The organism is Alteribacillus sp. YIM 98480, assembly GCF_009765375.1.
Classification (GTDB): Bacteria; Bacillota; Bacilli; order Bacillales; family Marinococcaceae; genus Alteribacillus.
In genome coordinates this window covers 425300-447513 of the sequence record NZ_VTOK01000001.1, presented here as the reverse complement: position 1 = coordinate 447513, position 22214 = coordinate 425300, and the positions used below count along the sequence as shown (strand labels likewise).

General features: G+C 37.4%; 28 protein-coding genes. 7 read left to right on the top strand and 21 right to left on the bottom strand.

The annotated features are described in order from the left end of the window. The 11 genes from FZF09_RS02000 to FZF09_RS01950 form a co-directional block, all read right to left on the bottom strand. Window positions 1-1653: an ATP-binding protein gene (locus FZF09_RS02000; protein ID WP_158734873.1), complete on the bottom strand. Its 1653-nt coding sequence runs from the start codon at window positions 1651-1653 to the stop codon at window positions 1-3. A gap of 14 nt (window positions 1654-1667) precedes the next feature. Continuing rightward, the gene (locus FZF09_RS01995) at window positions 1668-2813 is read right to left on the bottom strand and encodes an iron-containing alcohol dehydrogenase (RefSeq protein ID WP_158734872.1); all 1146 of its coding nucleotides are present in this window, start codon (window positions 2811-2813) and stop codon (window positions 1668-1670) included. 181 nt (window positions 2814-2994) lie between these two features. Continuing rightward, window positions 2995-3168 carry a hypothetical protein gene (locus tag FZF09_RS01990; RefSeq protein WP_158734871.1) on the bottom strand — a complete coding sequence of 58 codons (174 nt, stop codon included), beginning with the start codon at window positions 3166-3168 and terminating at the stop codon, window positions 2995-2997. Window positions 3169-3257: 89 nt separating this feature from the next. Further along, window positions 3258-4037 (bottom strand): enoyl-CoA hydratase/isomerase family protein, encoded by a 780-nt coding sequence (locus FZF09_RS01985; RefSeq protein WP_158734870.1) that lies wholly within the window; start codon window positions 4035-4037, stop codon window positions 3258-3260. A 110-nt stretch (window positions 4038-4147) separates the two neighbouring features. Then, window positions 4148-4300: a 3-hydroxyacyl-CoA dehydrogenase family protein gene (locus FZF09_RS01980; RefSeq protein WP_233269371.1), complete on the bottom strand. Its 153-nt coding sequence runs from the start codon at window positions 4298-4300 to the stop codon at window positions 4148-4150. 85 nt (window positions 4301-4385) lie between these two features. Further along, window positions 4386-4679, bottom strand: a complete 294-nt coding sequence (locus FZF09_RS23215) for an AMP-binding enzyme (RefSeq protein ID WP_158735032.1) — start codon at window positions 4677-4679, stop codon at window positions 4386-4388. 160 nt (window positions 4680-4839) lie between these two features. Continuing rightward, entirely contained in the window at window positions 4840-6480 is a 1641-nt protein-coding gene (locus FZF09_RS01970) for a flavin-containing monooxygenase (protein WP_158734868.1), read from the bottom strand. Between the two features lie 116 nt (window positions 6481-6596). Continuing rightward, on the bottom strand, window positions 6597-7544 hold the full coding sequence (locus tag FZF09_RS01965; RefSeq protein ID WP_233269370.1) for an alpha/beta hydrolase: 948 nt from the start codon (window positions 7542-7544) through the stop codon (window positions 6597-6599). A gap of 127 nt (window positions 7545-7671) precedes the next feature. After that, entirely contained in the window at window positions 7672-8448 is a 777-nt protein-coding gene (locus FZF09_RS01960; RefSeq protein WP_158734867.1) for an SDR family NAD(P)-dependent oxidoreductase, read from the bottom strand. 51 nt (window positions 8449-8499) lie between these two features. After that, the gene (locus FZF09_RS23290; RefSeq protein ID WP_370514415.1) at window positions 8500-8583 is read right to left on the bottom strand and encodes an SDR family oxidoreductase; all 84 of its coding nucleotides are present in this window, start codon (window positions 8581-8583) and stop codon (window positions 8500-8502) included. A 507-nt stretch (window positions 8584-9090) separates the two neighbouring features. Further along, window positions 9091-10014: an aldo/keto reductase gene (locus tag FZF09_RS01950; protein WP_158734866.1), complete on the bottom strand. Its 924-nt coding sequence runs from the start codon at window positions 10012-10014 to the stop codon at window positions 9091-9093. A gap of 156 nt (window positions 10015-10170) precedes the next feature. On the opposite strand from FZF09_RS01950, the gene FZF09_RS01945 reads away from it, so the two are divergent. The 3 genes from FZF09_RS01945 to FZF09_RS01935 all read left to right on the top strand — a co-directional run bounded on the left by FZF09_RS01945 (window position 10171) and on the right by FZF09_RS01935 (window position 11630). Then, entirely contained in the window at window positions 10171-10419 is a 249-nt protein-coding gene (locus FZF09_RS01945) for a hypothetical protein (RefSeq protein WP_158734865.1), read from the top strand. Then, complete coding sequence (locus FZF09_RS01940; protein ID WP_158734864.1) at window positions 10416-10826, top strand: retropepsin-like aspartic protease; 411 nt, start codon at window positions 10416-10418, stop codon at window positions 10824-10826. Before FZF09_RS01945 ends, FZF09_RS01940 begins: the two co-directional genes overlap by 4 nt. Window positions 10827-11042: 216 nt before the next feature. Continuing rightward, on the top strand, window positions 11043-11630 hold the full coding sequence (locus tag FZF09_RS01935; RefSeq protein ID WP_158734863.1) for a TetR/AcrR family transcriptional regulator: 588 nt from the start codon (window positions 11043-11045) through the stop codon (window positions 11628-11630). A gap of 159 nt (window positions 11631-11789) precedes the next feature. Here FZF09_RS01935 and FZF09_RS01930 read toward each other — a convergent pair whose 3' ends face one another. Next, window positions 11790-12245 (bottom strand): redoxin domain-containing protein, encoded by a 456-nt coding sequence (locus FZF09_RS01930; protein ID WP_370514408.1) that lies wholly within the window; start codon window positions 12243-12245, stop codon window positions 11790-11792. A gap of 265 nt (window positions 12246-12510) precedes the next feature. On the opposite strand from FZF09_RS01930, the gene FZF09_RS01920 reads away from it, so the two are divergent. From FZF09_RS01920 to FZF09_RS01910, 3 genes are all read left to right on the top strand, one after another. Continuing rightward, window positions 12511-12693, top strand: coding sequence for an H-type small acid-soluble spore protein (locus FZF09_RS01920; RefSeq protein WP_158734861.1), 183 nt, complete (start codon window positions 12511-12513; stop codon window positions 12691-12693). A gap of 59 nt (window positions 12694-12752) precedes the next feature. Next, the gene (locus FZF09_RS01915; protein ID WP_158734860.1) at window positions 12753-12914 is read left to right on the top strand and encodes a hypothetical protein; all 162 of its coding nucleotides are present in this window, start codon (window positions 12753-12755) and stop codon (window positions 12912-12914) included. Window positions 12915-12987: 73 nt separating this feature from the next. Then, complete coding sequence (locus FZF09_RS01910; protein ID WP_158734859.1) at window positions 12988-14052, top strand: sulfite oxidase; 1065 nt, start codon at window positions 12988-12990, stop codon at window positions 14050-14052. Between the two features lie 184 nt (window positions 14053-14236). Here FZF09_RS01910 and FZF09_RS01905 read toward each other — a convergent pair whose 3' ends face one another. Next, window positions 14237-14800, bottom strand: coding sequence for a helix-turn-helix domain-containing protein (locus FZF09_RS01905; protein WP_158734858.1), 564 nt, complete (start codon window positions 14798-14800; stop codon window positions 14237-14239). A 118-nt stretch (window positions 14801-14918) separates the two neighbouring features. Here FZF09_RS01905 and FZF09_RS01900 point away from each other — a divergent pair, with 118 nt between their 5' ends. Beyond that, window positions 14919-15851: a DMT family transporter gene (locus tag FZF09_RS01900; protein ID WP_158734857.1), complete on the top strand. Its 933-nt coding sequence runs from the start codon at window positions 14919-14921 to the stop codon at window positions 15849-15851. A 69-nt stretch (window positions 15852-15920) separates the two neighbouring features. On the opposite strand, the gene FZF09_RS01895 is transcribed toward FZF09_RS01900, so the two are convergent. The 8 genes from FZF09_RS01895 to uxuA form a co-directional block, all read right to left on the bottom strand. Further along, the gene (locus tag FZF09_RS01895) at window positions 15921-16343 is read right to left on the bottom strand and encodes a DUF4870 domain-containing protein (protein WP_158734856.1); all 423 of its coding nucleotides are present in this window, start codon (window positions 16341-16343) and stop codon (window positions 15921-15923) included. Window positions 16344-16666: 323 nt separating this feature from the next. Next, on the bottom strand, window positions 16667-17080 hold the full coding sequence (locus FZF09_RS01890; RefSeq protein ID WP_158734855.1) for a PaaI family thioesterase: 414 nt from the start codon (window positions 17078-17080) through the stop codon (window positions 16667-16669). A 310-nt stretch (window positions 17081-17390) separates the two neighbouring features. Then, on the bottom strand, window positions 17391-17969 hold the full coding sequence (locus FZF09_RS01885) for a hypothetical protein (RefSeq protein WP_158734854.1): 579 nt from the start codon (window positions 17967-17969) through the stop codon (window positions 17391-17393). Window positions 17970-18214: 245 nt separating this feature from the next. Beyond that, window positions 18215-18319 carry a helix-turn-helix domain-containing protein gene (locus tag FZF09_RS23285; protein WP_370514414.1) on the bottom strand — a complete coding sequence of 35 codons (105 nt, stop codon included), beginning with the start codon at window positions 18317-18319 and terminating at the stop codon, window positions 18215-18217. A gap of 256 nt (window positions 18320-18575) precedes the next feature. Then, window positions 18576-19598, bottom strand: a complete 1023-nt coding sequence (locus FZF09_RS01875; RefSeq protein WP_158734853.1) for a sugar kinase — start codon at window positions 19596-19598, stop codon at window positions 18576-18578. After that, the gene (locus tag FZF09_RS01870) at window positions 19595-20248 is read right to left on the bottom strand and encodes a bifunctional 2-keto-4-hydroxyglutarate aldolase/2-keto-3-deoxy-6-phosphogluconate aldolase (RefSeq protein ID WP_233269368.1); all 654 of its coding nucleotides are present in this window, start codon (window positions 20246-20248) and stop codon (window positions 19595-19597) included. Before FZF09_RS01870 ends, FZF09_RS01875 begins: the two co-directional genes overlap by 4 nt. A gap of 21 nt (window positions 20249-20269) precedes the next feature. Then, a complete protein-coding gene (locus FZF09_RS01865) occupies window positions 20270-21127 on the bottom strand; it encodes an SDR family oxidoreductase (protein ID WP_158734852.1) in 858 nt (285 codons plus the stop codon). A gap of 42 nt (window positions 21128-21169) precedes the next feature. Beyond that, the gene (gene uxuA / locus FZF09_RS01860) at window positions 21170-22207 is read right to left on the bottom strand and encodes a mannonate dehydratase (protein ID WP_158734851.1); all 1038 of its coding nucleotides are present in this window, start codon (window positions 22205-22207) and stop codon (window positions 21170-21172) included. Between the last annotated feature and the right edge of the window lie 7 nt (window positions 22208-22214).

The window sequence follows — 22214 nt, the reverse complement described above, 5'->3', positions numbered from 1 at the left end:
CTACCCCCTTTCTGGAAGCCAAAGGGTAAACTCACTCCCGCTTCCTTTTTTACTGCTTACTAATATTGTGCCATTATGTGATTTAGCAATATCTATGCTGACTGAAAGTCCAAGTCCGGTGCCTTTTTGTTTATATTTTGTTGAATAAAAAGGTTTGAATATATTGTTCATAACGTTTTCTTCCATTCCAATTCCATTATCTTTAACACAAATGTAATTCCCTTTTTCCTGAGCGTGTTCCATTATACCGGTCTCTATTGTTATGATTCTTTTATAATCTTTTTTACTCAAAAGAGCATCTTTGGCGTTTAATAATAAATTAATTAAAATCTGTTCTATTTGATGCGGACTGCCTTCAATAGAAGGAAGGTCAGGAGCGAACTTCTTATTAATCGTAATTTGTTCTCTTTCAATTTGAAAGCCAATTAAACTTAATACATCTTCTGCTGCTTGTTGAAATGAACACTGTGTTGTTTCATTTTTTTCAGGTCTAGAAAAAGATAATAAATTTTTAATAGTGGTTTTGCAGCGATTTCCACTTCTCTCAATACCCTCGACTAGATTATAGTTTGTATTTTCTCGTCCCAATGAACGTTTCAGTAATTGTGTATTCCCTAAAATAGCTGTAAGCGGACTATTTAATTCATGTGCAACCCCAGCTGCCATTTCTCCGATGGCCGCCAGTTTTCCAGAATGCTGTAATTGTGCCTGCGTTCTTATTTTTTCTGTAACATCTTTTATGTAGATAACCATTCCAATGCTTGTTTGTGTTTCGTCGATTACGGGAAACGTTTGGATATCACAAACTCTTTCCGGTTGTACTGTTAACTGATAGTTTTTCATTTCGTTTGTATAAAAGCTATCTTCAAAAGGACAGGGATGGTGAGATTCCCTGCATATTAATTCATGGAAAGAACGCCCAATCAACTCTTCTACATGAAAAAAATCATTAGCCGCTTTATTGCATCGTACAATCCGCTGATTTCGATCCGTTAAAATTAAAATGTCAGCTACAGCTTGAAACGTTTGCTCCCATTCATCTCTTCCTTGCAGCACCGCTTGATATAATCTTGCATTTTCGACCAGGACCGCTAAATGATCAGAAAGCTGTCTTAAAAACTCTATATCAGAAATGTCATAGTTTATTCTATTTTCACTGCCAAAGGAAAGAACGCCTACCAATTCTTCTTTCACAATCAACGGAACAATACAGAGATGGTAAATATTAATACGAGCTAGAGCTATTTCTTCTTTAAAATGAATAGTAGATTCATCAAATTCATGAATAACAATAATATCTCTCTCCGCAGCTTTCCAATATAAGGATTTTTCCTTTGGAAAAATAGTCCCCACCGGAAATGGTGCTAAAATTTCAGGATACATGCTTTGCAGTTGAAGTTCTCCATCTATTAATAAGGAAAGACTGATTCGCTGCATAGGATACATATCATATAATTGGCTTATAACCCGTTCAAGTGATTCCTGTATAGGCCGGTGTACATGAAACCCTTTTGCGATGTCGCTCAAAATTTCTAATTTTTTATTTTTTCTTTCTAACTCTGCAATCGTTCTTTTAAGCTCTGTATAATAACTCTTTTTAGAGGACTTCACACCAGTCAGCTTCTCAATGACTGCTTCCTTTTCGTGAAACATGCTTCTTCTCCTTTTTAATAAGCATTTTGTAATAATTGTTCGATGTCTTTCTTTGTAACATCTCTTGGATTTGTTACCATACATGCGTCATTAAGAGCAATGTCAGCCATCAACTCATAATCAGGTTTTTTCAAGCCAGCTTCACGCAGCGTTTTAGGTGCTCCAATATCGTCTGCTAAATTCCTAATCGCTGCTATCGCACCACGTCCATAATCTATTCGGTTATCGGTGTACTCTTGTTTACAAAAAATAGTTCCAATATGTGCGAACCGTTCTGGTGCTGCAATAAAATTGAACTCCATGACATGAGGCAGTAAAATGCTGTTAATTTCCCCGTGTGAAAGCTCATACTGCCCTCCGATCGCATGTGACATTGCATGAACTGCACCAAGTATGGCGTTCGAAAAAGCTAATCCTGCCTGCAAACTTGACATCGCCATTGCTTTTTTTGCTTCCAAATTTGTTTTTGAAGCTACAGAGGGACGTAAGTATCGTTCTGCCAATTCCATTGAACGGACCGCTTGTACATCTGTTAACGGAGTTGCCGCTACACTAACATAAGCTTCAATTGCATGAGTTAACACATCTAGACCAGTAGCAGCTGTTAATAAGCTATCCTTGGTCATCAATGTAAAGGGATCGATGATGGCAATATCTGGAACAAGTGACTTCGAAACAATTGTCATTTTCTTTTTTCGAGCCGGATCTAAAATAATGGCAAATTGAGATACCTCTGAGCCAGAGCCAGATGTAGTGGAAATCATTATAGTTGGAGGAAGAGGCTTTTTTATTTTATCAATGCCTTCATAATCTTCTATTTTTCCTCCATTGCTAACTAATACAGCTATCGCTTTTGCCACATCAAGTGCACTTCCCCCGCCTACCCCAAGTACAGCGTCACATTCATTCTCTATATAGATTTGTGCTCCTTTTTCCACTTCTTTCACTTGCGGATTTGTCGTCGCTTCAAAGTAGGATATACATGTTAATGAAGCTTCAGTAAGACTATGTATTGCTTTTTCTGTCCAGCCTGCTTCTGCCACACCTGGATCACTTACAATTAATACTCTTTGAGCACCGAGGCGGAGAAAACTCTCGCCTGTTTGCTGTATAGCCTCTTCACCAAAGATAATTTCAGGAGCTATAAACTTTGTGATCAATGACCTCTTCCTTTCTAGTCAAAAGAAATCTGAAAAATGTTAAGCCGGGTTTGTTACTAATTCATTCTTGCTTTCATTAGAATTCTCCTTCTTACAGCAATCTTTTACAAAGTTCTTCTGGATTTTAGAAAAACTCGACTTACTGACTTATCGCCAAGTTTTTATGGCAGAAGTCGTAGTTTCACTTATAACTTTGATCCTTTAACAAAGGTAAATATTCCTTTAATATAAGAAAAGCGCAACCGCCTTGCTCACGAGCGACAAGTCCTGGAGGGTCGGCATATGGGAAGCTGATCTTTGCTTTCCATTGACGAATCGAAGGAATCTCGAGCGAGTAGGCGCTTGAGCTAGACATCAAAAACGCTAAATCTTTATAATTTCTTACCTTTTAAAAAAGATTGTCCAAATTCAGGACAACCTTAGATACGGGAAAATTTCATTTTTTTAACTGCCTTTAAACGACGGCTTTCTTTTTTCTAAAAATGCTCTAGTCCCTTCTGTTTTATCATCTGAATCAAACAGTACCGCTTGGGATAGTTTTTCAATAGCAAGGCCTGTTTTCATATCTGTTTCATATCCCAGATTGACAGAAAGCTTTGCTAGTCGAACGGCCAATGGTCCTTTTTCCATAATGGAACTTGCCCATTCTTTCGTTTTTGTGAGTAATTCAGCGGGTTCTGTCACCTCACTAACTAAACCAAACTGGTATGCTTCTTCCGGTGGGACAATTTTACCAGTAAGAATCCATTCCATTGCTTTTCCTTTTCCTATTAATCTAGCTAACCGTTGAGTGCCGCCCGCTCCTGGAATAATAGATAAATTCAGCTCGGGAAGACCGAATTTGGCTTTTTTCGATGCAATCCTAATATCGCAGGACATAGCAAGTTCACAACCTCCACCAAGTGCTAGGCCATTAACCATTGCGATCGTTGGTTTTTCAAAACTTTCAATTTTATCATAAACTTCCTGCATACCATTTGAATGTAATATGTCTATGCTGGACTTTTCCTCAAGCTGGGAAATATCAGCTCCCGCCGCAAAAGACTTTTCTCCGCTGCCTGTGAATACGACGCATGCTGCTTCCTCATCTTGACCTACCTGTTCAAGAGCAGCGAGTATTTCATCTAACGTATCTGCATTTATTGCATTTCGTACTTCCGGTCGATTAATAGTAATAAACGCCAGCTGTTCTTCTTTTTCTAGTAAAATATGATTAAATTTCATTTGCTTCACTCCTAGCTATTAGTTAGGGATATACGTAAAAACCTTTTCCGGTTTCAGCCTAGTTCACCATGCCGCTCATAGAAAAAATAAAGAAGGTTTTTCTGACTCTTCTAACGCTGCAAACGGACGTTGTGAAAATCAAGCCCTATTAAATCAATGAGAGCAAACGGGCCGATTGGATGATTCAATGCTTTTGTACAAGCAAGGTTTATTTCTTCTGCAGTAGCATATTCATTTTCGTAAAGATATATAGCTTCGTTCATTAGATTTCCAAGCATTCGATTTGCTACAAATCCAGAGATTTCTTTTTTAAGAGAATCGGTGTTTTACCAAGTTTTGCGAGCCAAATCAAAAAGCAATATCTGCCGTTTCGTCTAATGTATGGGGATTTGAAACGATTACAGCGTTCACTGTTTCTCCACGGTAAGCACTCGGTAATCCGAACACACACGCTTTTTTTATCGCAGTATGCTGACAGATTACTTCCTCGGCTTCTGATGGGCAGACACTGTAACCGCTCGCAATAATTAAGTCTTTTTTTCTTCCAACGATAAAGAAATAACCATCTTCATTCATCACTGCTAAATCTCCTGTAAACACTTTCTTATTACTTTTCTTTTTCTGCTCTTTTAACTCCATCATCAATTAATCGGTTAACCTCTAATTATTTTGTGTATTAATTTTATAATTTCCTCATTTTTAATATTCATCTGGTTATCTAACAACTAAGCTAAAATGTTAAACTGCCTGTTCCCTATGTTTGGAAACAGGCAGCCTCCGTTTTTTTATCTTTTTAGAGTATTCAAGCCTTTTTTAGTGAGCTCCGCAGTGAGAATCCTTCATAGCCCTTAGCCGCAACTTCACTGCATTTCTCGCGATATGGTCCAACCCCGCCAAGATATATGAGGAATCTCCTTGGTTTACCAGCAACATTCGCACCGAGATACCAAGAATCAGTCTTTGTAAAGAGAGTAGCTTCGGCTACCTCCCGACAATGCTTGCTCCATTCTTCTTCAGCTTCTTCTTTTGCCTCAAAGATATTCATTTCATTTTCTCGAAGATATTCGATACAATCTGATATCCATTCTACGTGCTGTTCAATAGAAGTGGGTACATTACTTAGTACAGAAGGACTTTCAGGACCTGTAATCATAAACATATTAGGGAAGCCAGAAGTTGCAATACCAAGATATGTTTTTACTTGCTCCCCATCTTCCCATTTTTCTTTAAGTGTTATCCCATCTTTACCACGAATATCAATTTTAAATAATGAACCTGTCATCGCGTCATAACCTGTAGCAAAAACAATAATGTCCAGTTCATACTCACCATCGGTTGTTCGAATTCCTTTTGGTGTAATTTCAACAATAGGTTTTGCCTTCACATCTACCAAAGAAACATTTTCACGGTTATAGGTTTCATAATAATTCGTATCCTGAATCGGTCGTTTCGTACCATAATAATAGGTTGGCATTAATTTCTCAGCCAGTTCAGGGTCTTTGACGATCTCCCTGATTTTTTTACGGATAAACGCTGCCAATGTTTCATTTGCTTCTTCGTTTACCGTTAAATCTTCGTACGTTTCCAAGAAAAAGCTGCTCACCGCACCTTTTTGCCAAGCAGCCTCGTACAGCTTCTCTCGCTCTTCTGGAGTATCTTTTAGTGCTGATGGTCTAGCTTCCACATCATTTGGAAATCCACCAAAGGAATATCGCCTTTTACGCTTAAACTCACTGAAATTGTCTTTCACTTGTTTTAAATATTCTGGGTCATATGGATGGTTCCTTGCTGGCACACTGTATTGTGGTGTCCGCTGGAAAACAGTAAGATGGTCTACCTCTTCTGCAATAGCTGGGATGAGTTGAACACCAGTGGATCCAGTCCCTATAACTCCAACTCGTTTCCCCTTGAAGTTTACTTTTTCCTTTGGCCAGTTTCCAGTGTGATACCACTCACCATCAAAGCTATCTAAACCTTTAAACTTAGGAATGTTAGCAGCAGATAAGCAGCCTGCTCCTGAAATAAAGTACTTTGCAGATAGTGTACTTCCTTCATCCGTTTGAATATTCCACCTATTAATTTCCTCATCATAATGAGCAGCAGTAATTCGAGTATTGAGCTGAATATCGCGACGTAAATCAAACTTATCAGCCACGTAATTAAGGTAATCTAATATTTCAGATTGTTCGGAAAATTTATGTGACCAATTCCATTCCTTGAAAAGTTCTTCAGAGAAAGTAAAGTTATAATCTATACTTTCATTGTCACAACGAGCTCCAGGATAACGGTTTTTATGCCATACACCGCCTACACCATCTGCTGCTTCGAACACTCTCGTACTAAAACCAGCTTCCCGTAGGCGATAAAGCATATACAACCCCGAAAACCCTGCTCCTACGACAACTGCGTCTAATTTAATGATCTTGTCTTTTTTATTAGTCATGCTTGAATATTCCTCCCTTACCTTAAATACATACAAAGTACTTCTTGAAACAATAAATCTATTAGATTATAGAAGCTTTAGTAAAGTACGGGGACAATAAAGTAAAATAATATTAATTAAGCATTTTCTATCTTTTGATCGGCACGATTCAAAAACTGAGCAATTTTGGAAATAGTGCCTTTAATCCTATCTGAAAAGAAAGCCATATCCGTAAAATAACCGTGAACTAAACCCTTTTCACAAATTGTTTCCACTTTTACCCCAGCTTCTTTTAAACGTTGTCCATAAGCTATACCTTCATCTCTCAGCACGTCAACTTCGGCTGTGACTACGAAAGCTCGAGGGAGATTACTTAAATCTTCTGCTAATAGCGGGGCTGCATATTTATCTTTTAGATCTGCTTCAGTTCTGATGTAATGATTACCAAACCAAATCATTAGCTCTCTATCTAAACCAAAACCTTTTTGGAATGCTTCGTAAGACGCTGTATCATAACCTAAGTTTGTTACTGGATAGATAAGAACCTGTGCCGTAATTTTTGGCCCATTTAGATCCCTGGACATCATCGAAACAACAGCTGCCAGATTTCCGCCAGAGCTATCACCGCCTACTATTATGTTGGAAGCGCTTCCATTTAATGACGCGGCATTTTCATTAACCCATTTTAGGGCAGCATAGCCATCTTGCACTGGAATTGGAAACTTATATTCAGGAGCAAGGCGGTAATCGACTGAAACGACAACACATCCTGTTCGATTGGCAATCATTCTGCAGCTTGCATCAGATGTTTCAATATCTCCTAAAACCCAGCCGCCTCCATGGTAATAAACAAAAAGCGGAAAAGGTCCTTGTCCTTCTGGAGTATAAATCCTAATTTTAATTTCCTCTCCCTCGCTAACAGGAATCAGACGATTTTCAACCTTAGCGAGCGGTGCCAGCTCTACCTCAACAGGAGGAGCTTGTGCAAACATTTCCCTAACTGTCTGCGGGTCCATAGATTGAATAGCTGGCATCTCATTAAATAATTTTAAATAAGCTTTTGCTTCCGGTTCTAAATTAGGCAATATACTCACCCTTTCTTATTAATGTCAATGTCTAATTAAAAGAATATAATTTCCTGAGTTATAAATTATTCACAATTTAGAGTGTATTCTTCCCCCAGAAAAGAGATGAATGAAAGGTGGAAAAAATTTATGAATATGTTGTTGTCATACCACCATCAATGGCAATCATTGCACCATTAATAAAACCTGACTCATCCCCTCCAAGATAAGCAATAAGACTTGCAACTTCTTCTGGTTTACCTAGTCGATTGGCAGGAACCATTCCTTTTACTAAGTCATAAAATTCTTCTGGATTAACAGGGTTAAATTTTTCAGCAGCGTGCCTGACCATAACCGTATCAATGGGACCAGGGCAAATAGCATTTACTCGTATATTTAATTTAGCGTTCTCAACAGCCGTCGCTCTCGTTAAACCCACGACAGAATGTTTACTAGCTGTATAAGCACTAAGATTTTCCTGAGTTGAAATTCCTGCCACAGAAGCTGTATTAATAATGCTCCCTGATTTTTGTTTTTGCATTTGTTGTAAAACATATTTCAACCCTAGAAAGACACCTCTTGTATTTACTGCCATCACTTTATCAAATTCATCTTCGTCATATTGTGTTGTTGGCGTAACCGATCCTTCAATTCCAGCGTTATTGTAAAAAACATCGATAAATCCAAATGTATCTACCGCTTCTTTTACATAGTTTTGTACGTCGTTACTATTCGTCACATTTGCTTCTACGGTATGGACATCCTGGGTAATTTCCTTTACTAAAGAAACTGTTCTTTCCATCGGTTGATCACTTAAATCTACTAAAACGAGCTTTGCTCCTTCATTTGCAAAACGAACTGCAGTAGCTTGTCCTAACCCTCCGCCTGCACCAGTAATAACGACAACTTTTCCCTTTACACTCATTTGCATTCCCCCAAATAATTTATATAATGGAATTAATCCTGTTTATAATTATTAGGCTGTGTAACCTCCATCTACCATTAAACTTGTTCCTGAAATAAAACTAGCATCATTCGAAGCTAAGAAAACAATCGACATTGCAACTTCTAGAGACCAATTGGGTGAAGGTCAACTAGCTTTTGAATGTCTTCTTCACTTATACTTTTTTTCAATTGAGGTGTAAATATATAACCCAGACATACGGCATTAGCCGAATTTTCTTTTCCGTTATTACCCTTTATATCCACTCTTCTTACTACATCCCAACCTTTCTTTATCTAAAATTGAAGATATTTTTAAATATAATTGATATAGTCCATTGTATATTTTTTAGATAATAATGAATATTCCTTATTTAGGGTGTACATTCCCCTTCAAATAGAGGTATTTTTTCTCGTCTATCAATTATGTATAGTTTGGCTTCTTCCATAAGCAAGTTAAACTTTCTTATCGTATGGCCTCATGCCTCTTGAAAACAGGGATAAAGCAGCTAAGTTTGTTATTTTGCTTCTGTTTGACAGGGACCGTTCAAAGAAAAATGGGACGTGATATATTTTATTAAAACAAATAAACTGCCCCTTCAAAAAAGGGACAGCGGCTGATTACTTATTTTATAACACTTTGTGGATGACTATCATTGACCATGACAAGCTCCGCAGCTTTTGCGTTAGATTCAACTTGCTTCGGATCTTTACACCCTGGAATAACAGATGAAACTGCAGAGTGTTTCAGACACCAGGCCAGCGACCATTGCGCCATGGACACGTCTTCTGGTACTTCATTTTTCTTGAGTTCTGATACGGCTTCTAATTTTCTTCTCGTTTCTTCTTGATCGTGTCTGTGACGCACATCATTTTCTGAAAATACCGCACCTGGTTTATATTTTCCGCTCAGATAACCGCTCGCAAGCGGAACGCGGGCAAGCACTCCTAGATTTTGTTCTTCACAAGACGGAAATACTTCTTCTTCAGGTGTCCGATCAAGCCGGTTATACACCACTTGAATAGTTTCCGCTCCGATTTGAGAAGCTTGCCTTGTTTGATAAATATCATCGTTTTTCTTAATAGATAATCCAACATGCTTAATTTTTCCAGCCTGCACCTGCTTGTCTAACATGGTCCAGAGGTCATCATTATTAAATTCTTCCCCTATCCCTGAATGAAATTGATACAAGTCAATATAATCTGTACGCAGGGCACGTAGAGAATCTTCAAGCTGTCCAAGCACTTCGTCCGCTTTGTAATGACGGGTACGATCGTATAAGCCGTGAAATTTATGACCAAACTTTGTCGCAAGTATCCATTGATCACGATCTTTTTCAATTGCTTTTCCGATAAATTTCTCAGAAAGATGATCACCATAACATTCTGCAGTATCAATGAAATTAATACCAGTTTCTCTTGCTTTATCAAAAATAGCATCTACTTCTGACTGGTTATACTCTTTTCCCCATTCGCCTCCGAATTGCCATGTTCCAAGACCTATTACTGAAACGTCCATTCCCGTTTTACCAAGCGTCCGATATTTCATCGTCGTAACACTCCTTTTAAAATTCTTCCTCTCCAATATAATGTACTCCACTTCTAGATTCGAATCATTCGACTTATCGTTTCCTAGATAGCCACAAAAGCGGTATGATATATGTAGTTATTTCCTTTATAATAGATGAAAAGGAGGTGTCTCTCTATGAAATGGCAGAAAGTAAGAGATTTGTTTCCTGATCAATTTGTATTGGTGTCTATTTTAGACTATACCGAAAAATACGATAAAAAAATTGTCCACGAAGTATCACCTATCCGCTCCATTCCAGATAATGAAGCAAACAAAGAGCTTTTCCGCTCTGAGCCTGGTACCATTGTTTATCATACAGCTAATGAAGAATGTATTATTCATATCAGACGAGATCCATTTAGAAAGGTTGAACGCGTGCAATGAACCTGCAATTTGATGGAGAGCTGCTCACTGTATCTATTACTGTTATTTTTAGAGGATCCCTTCTTCACATTGACAATGTTATTATCGATACAGGCTCTTCCCATACCATTTTAACTCCAGATGTGCTTGAAACAATTGGAGTCATTTATGAAAACGGTGATCCTGTTTATGAGGCATATGGAATTGGAGGATCTGCCCCTTTTTATACAAAAGTAATGGATGAATTACGTATTGGTCCATATGTTTTAACCAATCATAAAATTGACGTAGGTATCCTGCCAAAGCATCATAATGGATTATTAGGCTTGGATATTTTAATGCACAATGGATTTATGATTGATTTTCATCAGTTAATTCTAGAACATTCCCACCAATCTTCATTAATGAAGAAAAAAAGTTCCTTTTGATTTTCTATCTGTTAAATCGTTGTTTACGCTCTATCATCCCCCCTCATCCTAGTGAATTTTTAGATCCATTTCCCTTAAAAATGAACTCAACTGGAAAGTTACATTTACACTTTAAATGTCTAATTAAATCACCATTCTTATATATATATTTGTGATACGATATTACTACTATATAGAATGACTCGATCTTTGGAGTGGGATAAGAGGTGAAAATGAATGTCATTGCGTGAACAAAAACTTCAAAAGAAAAAAGAAGATATTATTAGATCTGCCGCTACTATTTTACAAGAAAAAGGGTTGCACGGTACAACGATGGAAGAAATTGCAGCTCAATTATTAATGACAAAGGGTTCGTTATACCACTATTTTAAAAATAAAGAGGACTTGCTCTTCCAATGCCATAAAATTATTTTAGATATTAGCAATGAAAAAATTACAGAGATATTAGAAAGTAATCAATCCAGCATCCATAAAATGGAATCTGTGATCCGCTCTCATATTCATCTATCAACAGAAGAAAATGTGATCTTCAGCTTAATTGATAAACCGGAAAGTACCTTTTCGGGGCAAAATATAGAAAAAGTTGTAAGTCAACGTTCCTATTATGCCAATTGTATAGATAAAATTCTTCAAGAAGGTGTAAATAATGGAAGTTTTAAAAACATTAATATTAAGTTGTCCCGTTTAATGATTTTAGGCTCATTAAATTGGATTCAGCAGTGGTATCAACCGGGTGGTGCAAACACATCAGAAGATATATCTGATTATTTCGTCCAAAAATTAGTTCAAACTCTTACAGATTGATTGTAGAAGGTTTTTAGGCTTTCTTTTACAGTTAACCTTGTCTTTCCGCCAACTTAGTGAAGTTAAATATTCCTCGTGTATAAAATAAACGACAAATTTCCTCACTAACAGCAATGGTGAGGAAAATGCCGTTTATATGGCCGTTTCCGTCATTTTTAGCTATTTCCTGCATGCTGAAATGATTTCTTCATAATTATCTTTGTTGTTTGCATCAAATGCAGTATTAGCATAAATAATTATTCCATTTTTATCAATTAAGAAGCAGGAACGGATCGCAATCTCGTCTTCTTGATTAAAGACGTCGTATTTTTTTACTGTTGTTTTGTGCCAATCAGCTAATAAAGGATACGGAAGGGTTCCAAGACTTGCTTCGAACACATTTTGTGAATAAATGTGATCAACACTAATTCCTAAAATTTCTGTATCTCTTTCCTTTAACCTTTTATATTCCTCTTTCCAAGAGGTTAACTCTTTAATTCAGCCAGGGGTAAAATCTAAAGGAAAGAATACGATCAATACATTCTTTTTTCCTTTGTAATCAGACAAGGAGATATCATGCTTGTCTGTTGACGGCAGGACAAAATCAGGTGCTATATCTCCTTGTTGCAGTCCCACATTCTCTACCTCCTTTTTCATCTTTATAAATATGTTCCCTCTTCCCATCGGAAGTTAATCACACCTTTATTATATTATTAAAAAAAATAAAGGTGTGAGCAAATCCGCATACAACAGTAACTTTCCGCGCATACTGAAAACTGACTTATTTAGAAAAACTCAGCTTGCCGCCAAGTCCAAATGGCGGGAATCATAGTTTTGCTTATACTTTTGATCCTTTAATAAAGTGAAACTTTCCTAACGTATAAACAAGGAGGAAAATCAAGTGAACGTCATGCGCGCCCAGGAAATTTCAGAATCACCAGTTATGGCACATGTCACGTATGATGGAACCCCGATTTATATTCAGCATGTAGATGAACAAAAGCATACGGCGAGAATTTATGCTCTCGAAGATCCAGACAATGAACTCGAAGTTTCTTTAGATAGTCTTCTAGAGGAGAGCTAGGATTTTTCATTCTTTATCCTTTTCTGTCATGGGAAAATTATACAAAAGGAGGTGTACAAATGTTTGAAAATACAACTCCGCATGAAGCAGAGCAAATAGAAAAACAAGCCAAAAAAGATGACCAGAACGCCCACAAGGCTGAAGAAGCTGTTACCGAATCACTCACTCATATGAGTCCGCAAAGACAGTACTCTGAAGATAAATCACAGAGCAAACGATAAAAATGACAAATAACTAATCAGCATACCAACCTTACTGATAAAATAAACTATTTTATAACACGTAAGGGAGGGAATGCTGATTTATTATTATAAAAACAAACCTTACCTTATCACAAGAAGCCTAAACCCGGAAAACCAGGAATGTCCTGTACATTTTTTACAATCAGATATTATTTCTTCAGAGTACGTATTTCGCCGGAATCATTTTTCCTTCCCTTTTCTAACACCAGAAAATTTCACTTTATCCATAAATGGTTGTGTAAATAATCCTCTTACCTTTCACTATGTTGATCTTTTAAATATGCCTGCTAAAAAAATTGATATGGTAATAGAATGTGCTGGTAATAAACGAGCTAAGTTTGAACCTCGTGTTTACGGAGAGCAATGGGAAGACGGAGCGATCACCTACGGCCGCTGGAAAGGGGTTCCCTTATTTGATCTGTTATCATTCACGGAAATTCAAGCAGAAGGTCAAGAGATAGTATTTGAAGGCTTTGATGCTGGAAAACATAAAGATACTAATGAAATTGTTTCATTTGCAAGAAGCCTCCCGCTGCAAAATGCCTTACACCCAGATGTACTTGTCGCTTATCAGTATAATGATCAGCCGCTTACGTTTAAACATGGATTTCCTCTCCGCCTTATCGTACCGCAATGGTATGGCATGGCTTCAGTAAAATGGCTGAAGAGAATAACAGTAATAGACCGGCCATTTCATGGACCTTTCCAAACGTTAGATTATGTATATTACTTCAAAAGTGAAGAACGTAGAAACATTCCTGTTACGTATATGAATGTGAATTCCATTATTCAACAACCGCTTGATCAAACAATTAGGAATAAAGGAAATCATTTGATCAAAGGAATCGCGTGGACGGGTCGTGGAAATATATCTGAGGTAGTGATTAGTTTTGACCAAGGTAAAACCTGGCACCCAACCCTTTTGAATAAATCAATAGGCGGACCTTATTCATGGGTAACTTGGCAGTATTTGTGGCAGGTAGACAAAAAAGGGGAATACACCATATGGATACGAGCATCAGATTCTGCAGGAAGGGTCCAACCGAAAAAGCCTGTTTGGAATAAAAAGGGGTATGGTTATAATGCTATCTCAGAAGTTCATGTGAAAATTGAATAGTTTTTGTTTGACCATTCAAATCAGTATAAGAATTTGCCCATTTTGATTGGTTCCATACCCATTATTTCACTAAAGATACGATTAAGTGCTGTGAAGGCTGATAATTGGAGGATGTTCAAACATTACTCTTTAAAAATTTGCTGCCACATGTAAATAACATTGTTAAAAGACGGATTTGCTTAAATCATACATTGGCATAGGTCATTACAAAATGCAGAACAGCAGTAGAAGCCTTTGGGTTTTTATAGGCATGCTCTCTGTCACCGTTAAATGTTATAGAATCGTACTGATAAAGATGGTACCTATCACCTTCTATTTCTATTTGCACTTCCCCTTCCATCACCGTTACATATTCAACAACCCCTGACTGATGGGAACCAGGACAGTATTCACTATTTGGATTTAAGTAAGCTCTATGCATTTCCATTGAACCATAACTTGAAACATTGAAAATAGGCTCCAGAGTGCAGGCCTCGTTAGCGCTCACTACTTTATTCCCCGTGTTTTTTCGTGACAATTTAACATGTTGTTCTTCACTAAGTAATACCGAAATGGGAATGGACAGCCCATTCGCTATTTTCCAAATAACAGTGAGGGAAGGATTTGCTTCTCCTCTTTCAATCTTTCCTAATGTCAACTTACTTACTTCAATCCGATCGGCCAGCTCCTGTAAGCTCATCCTCCGTTCCTGTCTAATTTTTCTCAATGTAGAACCAACTTGTTTCGCTAACGTTTCTGCGTTACTCATATTTAATAACTCCTTACAATACAAAGATGTAGTTTTTCTCCACTTAAAACGGTATAATATAATTAATTGTCAATAAACTATAATATACCAAATGTAAAAACAGGGAAAGGGTCTTTTCATGAAAGAAATATTTATTGGAATTATAGCTTCCATGTTTTTTGCGGTTACATTTATATTGAATCGTTCGATGGAACTTTCAGGAGGAAGCTGGGTGTGGAGTTCTTCGCTTAGGTTTATTTTCATGCTTCCTTTTTTATTTCTTATTGTACTTTTTCGACATAACTTAAAACAAGTTATTTATGAAATAAAAAAACAGCCATTTCAATGGTTTTGCTGGAGTTTTGTAGGATTTGTTATGTTTTATGCACCGCTTACATATGCAGCATCGTACGGGCCGGGCTGGCTCGTTGCTGGTACCTGGCAAACAACAATTGTCGCTGGTGTTCTAATCAGCCCTTTATTTTTCAGCAACATAAAAATACCAATAAGGGCTCTTTGTATTTCATTTATTATTTTAAGCGGTGTCGCTATGATTCACATGCAAAGTGCAAATAATGTGGCTCTCAAAGATATTATTCTTGGAATCATGCCGGTATTAATAGCAGCGTTTGCTTATCCAATAGGCAATCGAAAAATGATGGAAATATGTGGAGGAAGGTTAGATACGTTTCAACGAATTCTAGGGATGACCCTTGCAAGTCTTCCTTTTTGGTTCATGATTTGCATATTTGGTTTAATAACAACCGGCGCACCCTCAACAGACCAAGTTTTTCAGGCTTTCATAGTTGCCATATGCTCTGGAGTGATAGCTACCTCATTATTTTTTATTGCAACAGACCGCGTACGAGAACATCAAAGTAAACTGGCAGCAGTAGAAGCAACCCAGTCAACCCAAGTATTATTTGTTGTAATCGGAGAAGTTTTACTTTTATCTGTCCCTTTACCAAACGCCACAGCTTCTGTCGGATTGATTGTCATTATTACCGGTATGGTTTTACACAGTTATTATGCGAAAAAAATAAAAACAAAACAAAAAAAGCCGGCAGCTTGAAAACACGCTGCCGGTCTTCCATTAAGTCCTATATGCTGTTAAAGTTTATAGGGCTTATCGGTCAGTCTTTTATTTTTTCATTTGATCTAACTGCTTTTCAGCCATATCACCAAAAATAGACAGTTTAAACCATTTTCCTTGATAAGCTTTCACCATTAAAACGATCCACAAAACAAAACCGACAAGAGATAATAATAATCCAAGGAGCCATCCTAAAACAGGTATCGCTGTGAAGACAATGTTTAACACCACTATCGTTCCTGAAATAAAAATGGATTGCAGTGCATGAAAACGTACAAAGCGGCTATCCTTTTCTAAAACTAAAAAAACAATACCCGTAATGAGTCCCAATAAATAGCATAATAGCCCAGCCACGTTCTCTTCTAAGCCCATCGATGTTTTTACGCGTTTCTCCGCTGGTGTTTCTTGCGAGTCAACATTTTTTTCCTCTGTCGCAGCATTCTCCAAAACAGACTTTTCTTTCTCATCCATTTTGTAACCCTCCCTTACGTAATGTGGATACAACCGGCCTTTTTTCTAGATCAACTACATTGCTCCACTATGTTTCGAATAATCAAACGTGTTATTTTATTATACGCTAGGAAGGTTAAATTTAGGTGAAAAAATTCAGAAAAAATGGATTTTTCTCATTTTCACCTGACAATAACCGCATTTTATGTTAAACCGCATAATGTTCAGTTAGAAACTCCAGGATTGTCACCTTGTAAAGGAATGCAGCTGTTATTGCTTCGTTATTGTCAGGTATCTCCATGCTGTATTCCTGATATTGTTCCAACTTTTCAGCCGAGAAGGTGTTAATTTCTAGGTTTTAAAACTTTAAAACTTCCTACACTGTGAGCAGCTAAATTATTATCTTCATCCATCATCTCAGCTTGCACCGTAAATAAACTCTTGCTCCGGCTGATCAGCTTTCCTTTTGTATAAACGGTTCCCTGCGCGATAGGGCGAAGATAATGTACACTCATATCAATAGTGGCAAAAGGGACATCCTCAATGGATCGTGCTGTCATCCCCATAGTTGTATCCAAAATGGAAGCGTAAACACCTCCATGCAATGTATTTATGACATTCATTAAATCTTCTCTTACCTCTAGACGCAAACAAGCTTCTCCTTGTTCTAATTTCTCTATTTCAAACCCCATAAATTTCCAAAACGAACTCTCCGTAAACACTGCTGCCACATGTTTTAACTCCGTATCCTCGTTCATTTTTCCCCTCTTTTCTAAAAAATGGTTAGTAAATATAGAATGAAAAATAGTACATCATCAATTATATCTGTGATCAGATCCAAAATAAAATCATCTTGTCACGGCACCTATTACAAGCTTCAAAGTGTGTCACTCACCCATCATTCTATTTTCATGACACACTCTCTTAATTGAATAGCGGCTTTTGAATAAAGCTCTGTCATCGTTGCAACAACAAAAAAGAAATTTGGTCCACCATACTGGTTCTACCTATTTTCTGAGCAATCAAGGATAAACTAAATTCTCCAAGTAACTGGCATAGCCTTATAAATTATACTTTGTTTGTTTTTTTATACTGTTCAAGAACTCTTTCTTTCATTTCACAAACATTATTATAGCTATTTTCTATGTTTTTAACAGATTCTGTATACTTAGCAATATGCTCTTCGGATAATTGAGACATTTTATTGTATTTTATATCTATCCATTGATTTAACATTGTTAAAAGTTTAAAGGATTCTGTGTTGCACTTAACAATTTCTTCATAACAATTCCCGCTTATGCATAAGGATTGTTCCAAAAAATGTTCCTTTATATCTTTTTTCAATACAAGAACACATTTTTGATTATAATTCATGTCATTCGCATACCTCTGAAGATTAATAGTGTGGACTCTTAATTCCTCTATCAAATCAGTTAACAACGCAATTTTTTCTGGAAGCAATGCAGAAAAATCCTTTTCTTTGTAATGTAAAATTGTGATATAAACTCCTGCTAGTGTAAGAGAACCACTTATAAAACCACCAATAATAGAAGAATAATATGTTTCTCCAGCTGTGATGTGTAATATAGATGGCATAGTTAACAACAAGACTAAAGCAATAACCAATATTGTTATATACTTTGTCAAAATTCCTCCCCCCTCTTTTATACTAATCTTATTAACTTTGCCCTGGCGCATCACAATCTTGATGTTTCAACAGCAGCATACCATCATGAACCAGCCAGTTTTGATAATTCACCCGTATTTTAGCATTGGTTCTACATATTTCTGAATAGTGCGATAGTTGCTACATAGGACGTATAATATTTGCTCAGATTTTTCGTAAAATCAAAAAACGGCCTTGCACATGGTATATGCGGCCGTTTATTAACTTATATTATATTTTTTCCTTTTCGATAAAGTGTACTACGTGATACTCCCAGTTTCTGAGCTGCTTTTGTATGGTTATATCCTGTTTCGTAAAGAGCTTTTTTAATAAATATTTTTCTCCCTCTTCTTCTTCAAAATCCATCAATCCTTGATTTGCCGGTTGTAATATCGGTAATATACGCGCCCCTTTTAAAAGTATTAACAATATTCAAAAAATATATCTTATAAAAAAATGAGCAGAGTGAAATTACACTGCCACTCTGCTCAGTTCCCTGCAGTATGCTGTTAATCGTTTTCCTCTTAGCTTCGATAAGAGTTATGGTTCTCTAATAGGAAAGGGGTAGTTGTCCTTCACTCTTATTATTATCGAATGACCCCAGTTCCTTTTTGACTTTTAATAAATCCTTCTACATCTTCCCTTGTTAAAACGAAAGCATCTCCTGGCACTGAGTGTTGTAAAACCCCCATGCCTGCAGCAAAGTTAATAGCATCCTGAACATCGGATTCATTTTTCCGAAATTTATCTAGAAAACCAGCTGCAAACGCATCGCCGCCCCCAACTCGATCCACAATTTCAAAGTCGTATTCAGGGGATAAGAACTGTTGTCCTGCTTGATTAACAGCAGTACCAAATAGGGAGTGATGCGTGTTCGTTTCAGGCTGTCTTACTGAGGTTACCATCCATTCTATTTGATAATCCTGTAAAAAAGATTGGTATAAATTCAGATCAATTGGTGCCTGTTCGTTTATATTAGAAAGTCCAGAAGATTTACGCTCTAAAATGTTTATTAAGTCTAACTCACTTCCAAAACAGATATCTACATAGGGCAGAATTTGTAGTATGGATTGTTTTGCTTGTTCATAACTCCATAACTTACTGCGATAATTAAAATCAAAGCTAACTAAAATGTCTCTTTTCTTCGCTTCTTCTACAGCTTCGTAAGCGAGTTCCCTTGTATGATCCGTTAAGGCAAGTGTTATACCCGTTGTGTGTAAAATATCAGTATGATGAAACACTGCATCCCAATCAATTTGAGTACTGTCCAATGTAGAAAAGGAAGAGTAGCTGCGATCATATGTTACTTTTGTTGGTCTTTGAGCTGTCCCTTCCTCGACCAAATATGTTCCTACTCTTTTCTCGTCTCTGACTATCGCAGAAGTATCCACCCCTTCTCCTTTTAAAAAAGAAATGACTGCATCTCCTATTGCATTATCCGGTAAAGCTGTTAGGAAAACCGCCTCATTTTCTAAATTACTTAATGCCACGGCTACATTGGCTTCTGCTCCTCCATAATAAACATCCAACTGGTTCGATTGTTTTAAAGTCTTGGGACGGGGGGGTGAAAAACGAACCATAATTTCTCCCAATGTAACTATTCTTTTCATTGCACTTTCCCCTTTACTTTTTTAACTTTCCCCACAAATTGTTCGGCTAATTCCTCAACTGCTTTATAATTTCCATTACTAGCTAACTTAGTAAATTCTCCACCTACCCCTACTGCTGCTGCTCCTGCATTTAACCAATCATCTACGTTATCCAAAGACACTCCGCCTGTTGGCATGATAGGCAGTCCTGGCATGGGACCGTGTACAGCTTTAATAAAAGAGGGGCCAAATTGACTGCCTGGAAAAAGTTTTATTACATCAGCTCCTGATTTACGCGCTTCTATCATTTCAGTAATAGTCATACATCCGGGGAGATATGGAACTTGGTGTTGTAATGTAAGGCGAACAACATCTTGTGCAAAATTAGGGCCTACAATATATTTAGCACCTGCTCTTAAAGCATCTTCTGCCGTCGGTCCTTCAATGATGGTTCCTGCTCCAATTAGGTGATTTTCTTCTGCTTCATTTGATAAGGTTTCTAATACACGAGCTGCTTCAGGAATAGTCCAAGTTACTTCAATCGATGTTATTCCTCCCCGTAAACATGCCCTGGCAGTCTGCAAAGCCTCTTCTTTTGAATCCCCACGGATAACAGCTGTTATTCCTTTTGTGATTATTGCTCGACTAGTTTCATCACTACTTAGCATCATGTAATCTTCCTTTCTAAATAGCTAAACGCCCGAGTAAGCTGAAAATCCCCCATCTATTGGGATCACAACCCCATTGACGAAACTTGATGCCTGGTCGTTAACAAGCCATAGCACCGTTCCTTTTAACTCTTCTGCCTCTCCAAATCTATTCATTGGTGTTTGGTTTAAAATTTTTTGAGCTCGTTCCGTTGGTGAACCTTCTTCTGTAACAAGAAGGCTGTAATTCTGTTCGGTTAAAAAGAAACCAGGTGCAATTGCATTGACGCGTATACCAGTTTGCGAAAAGTGAACGGCCAGCCACTGGGTAAAATTGCTAACAGCTGCTTTAGCACCACTGTAAGCAGGAATCCGAGTAAGAGGTGAAAAAGCATTCATAGATGAAATGTTAACAATACTTGCTGCTTTTTTATGAACCATGTCCTCTGCAAATACTTGGGTAGGAAGGAGCGTTCCTAAAAAATTTAATTGAAGAACATAATTAATACCTTCCGGTTCAAGATCAAAAAAAGACTTAACGTCTTTTTTTACTCCTTCTAGGTCCGATTTATCGAAGTAATCTTTGGAGGTAGTCCCATCATGGTGGTTCCCTCCTGCTCCATTTATCAAAATATCACAAAATCCAAATTGTTCACGAATGTCATCTCTTACTTTTTCCAAATGTTTTTTATTTAGCACATCGACAGAAAAACCTTTAACCTCTCCTTCTAATCGATCAGCTTCTTCCTCAATTACACTAAGTTTCTCTTGTGTTCGACCTAATACAGCTACTTTTGCTCCTGCTTCTGCTAATGCCATGACAAGTGAACGTCCTAGTACTCCGCTTCCACCTGTTACAATCGCAACTTTATGTTTTAAACTCATTTGAAATGGTAAGTTCATTGAAGTTTCCCCCCTGCTGTATCCGTTTTCTGCGAATAAGTATCAATAAGTAAAAGCTTCATATAACCCGTTAAGGTAAGAAGCTCCTAGAGACCGATCATATAATCCATAGCCAGGCCGCCCTTTTTCTCCCCATATCATTCTGCCATGATCTGGCCGCAGAGGACCGTCAAATTTAATCTCTGCGTATGCTTTCATAATATCTGCAATATCTAAAGAACCATCCGAGCTTAGGTGAGAAGTTTCATAAAATGACCGCTCCCCCGTCCGCTTCACATTTCTAACATGGGCAAAATGAATCCTTCCTTCTTTTCCAAAGCGACGAACCATTTGTGGAATATTATTGTTTTTATCCGCCCCCAATGAACCAGAACACAATGTTAATCCATTGAGAGGATGATCATACATTCGAAGCACCCTCTCAAGATTCTTTTCACTTGTAATAATACGAGGCAAACCAAAAATTGACCAAGGCGGGTCATCGGGGTGAATTGCCATTTTCATTTTCACTTCTTCTGCAACTGGCATAATTGCATTCAAAAAGTACCGAAGATTCTCCCACATATCTTCTTCTGTTATCGATTGATAATCATCAATAAGTGTTTTTAATTCCTGATTGCCGTAGCTAAGATCCCATCCGGGAAGCTCTAGACTTCCGCTTAAAGGATCAGTTTCTAAAATAACTTCGTTCTCATAAATTAAGGCAGTAGAACCGTCTTTATATTTATAATCTAGTTTAGACCGCGTCCAATCAAAAACTGGCATAAAGTTATAACAAACGGTACCAACCCCCTCATCGGCAAGATATCGAAGAGTCTGTTGATAATTAGCTATATAGTAATCTCTAGTGCTCCGCCCTAATTTAATATCTTCATGAACAGGGACACTCTCAATCACATCAAGGGTCATACCATAAGATTCAATCTTATTTTTTAATTTACGGATTTTTTCTTTCGGCCAAACTTCACCAGCTGGGATATCATAAATGGCGGAAACAATGCCAGTTAATCCGGGTATTTGTCGAATATCTTCTAATTTAACTCTGTCAGTTTCTCCAAACCAGCGCATAGTCATTTTCATAGTGCTC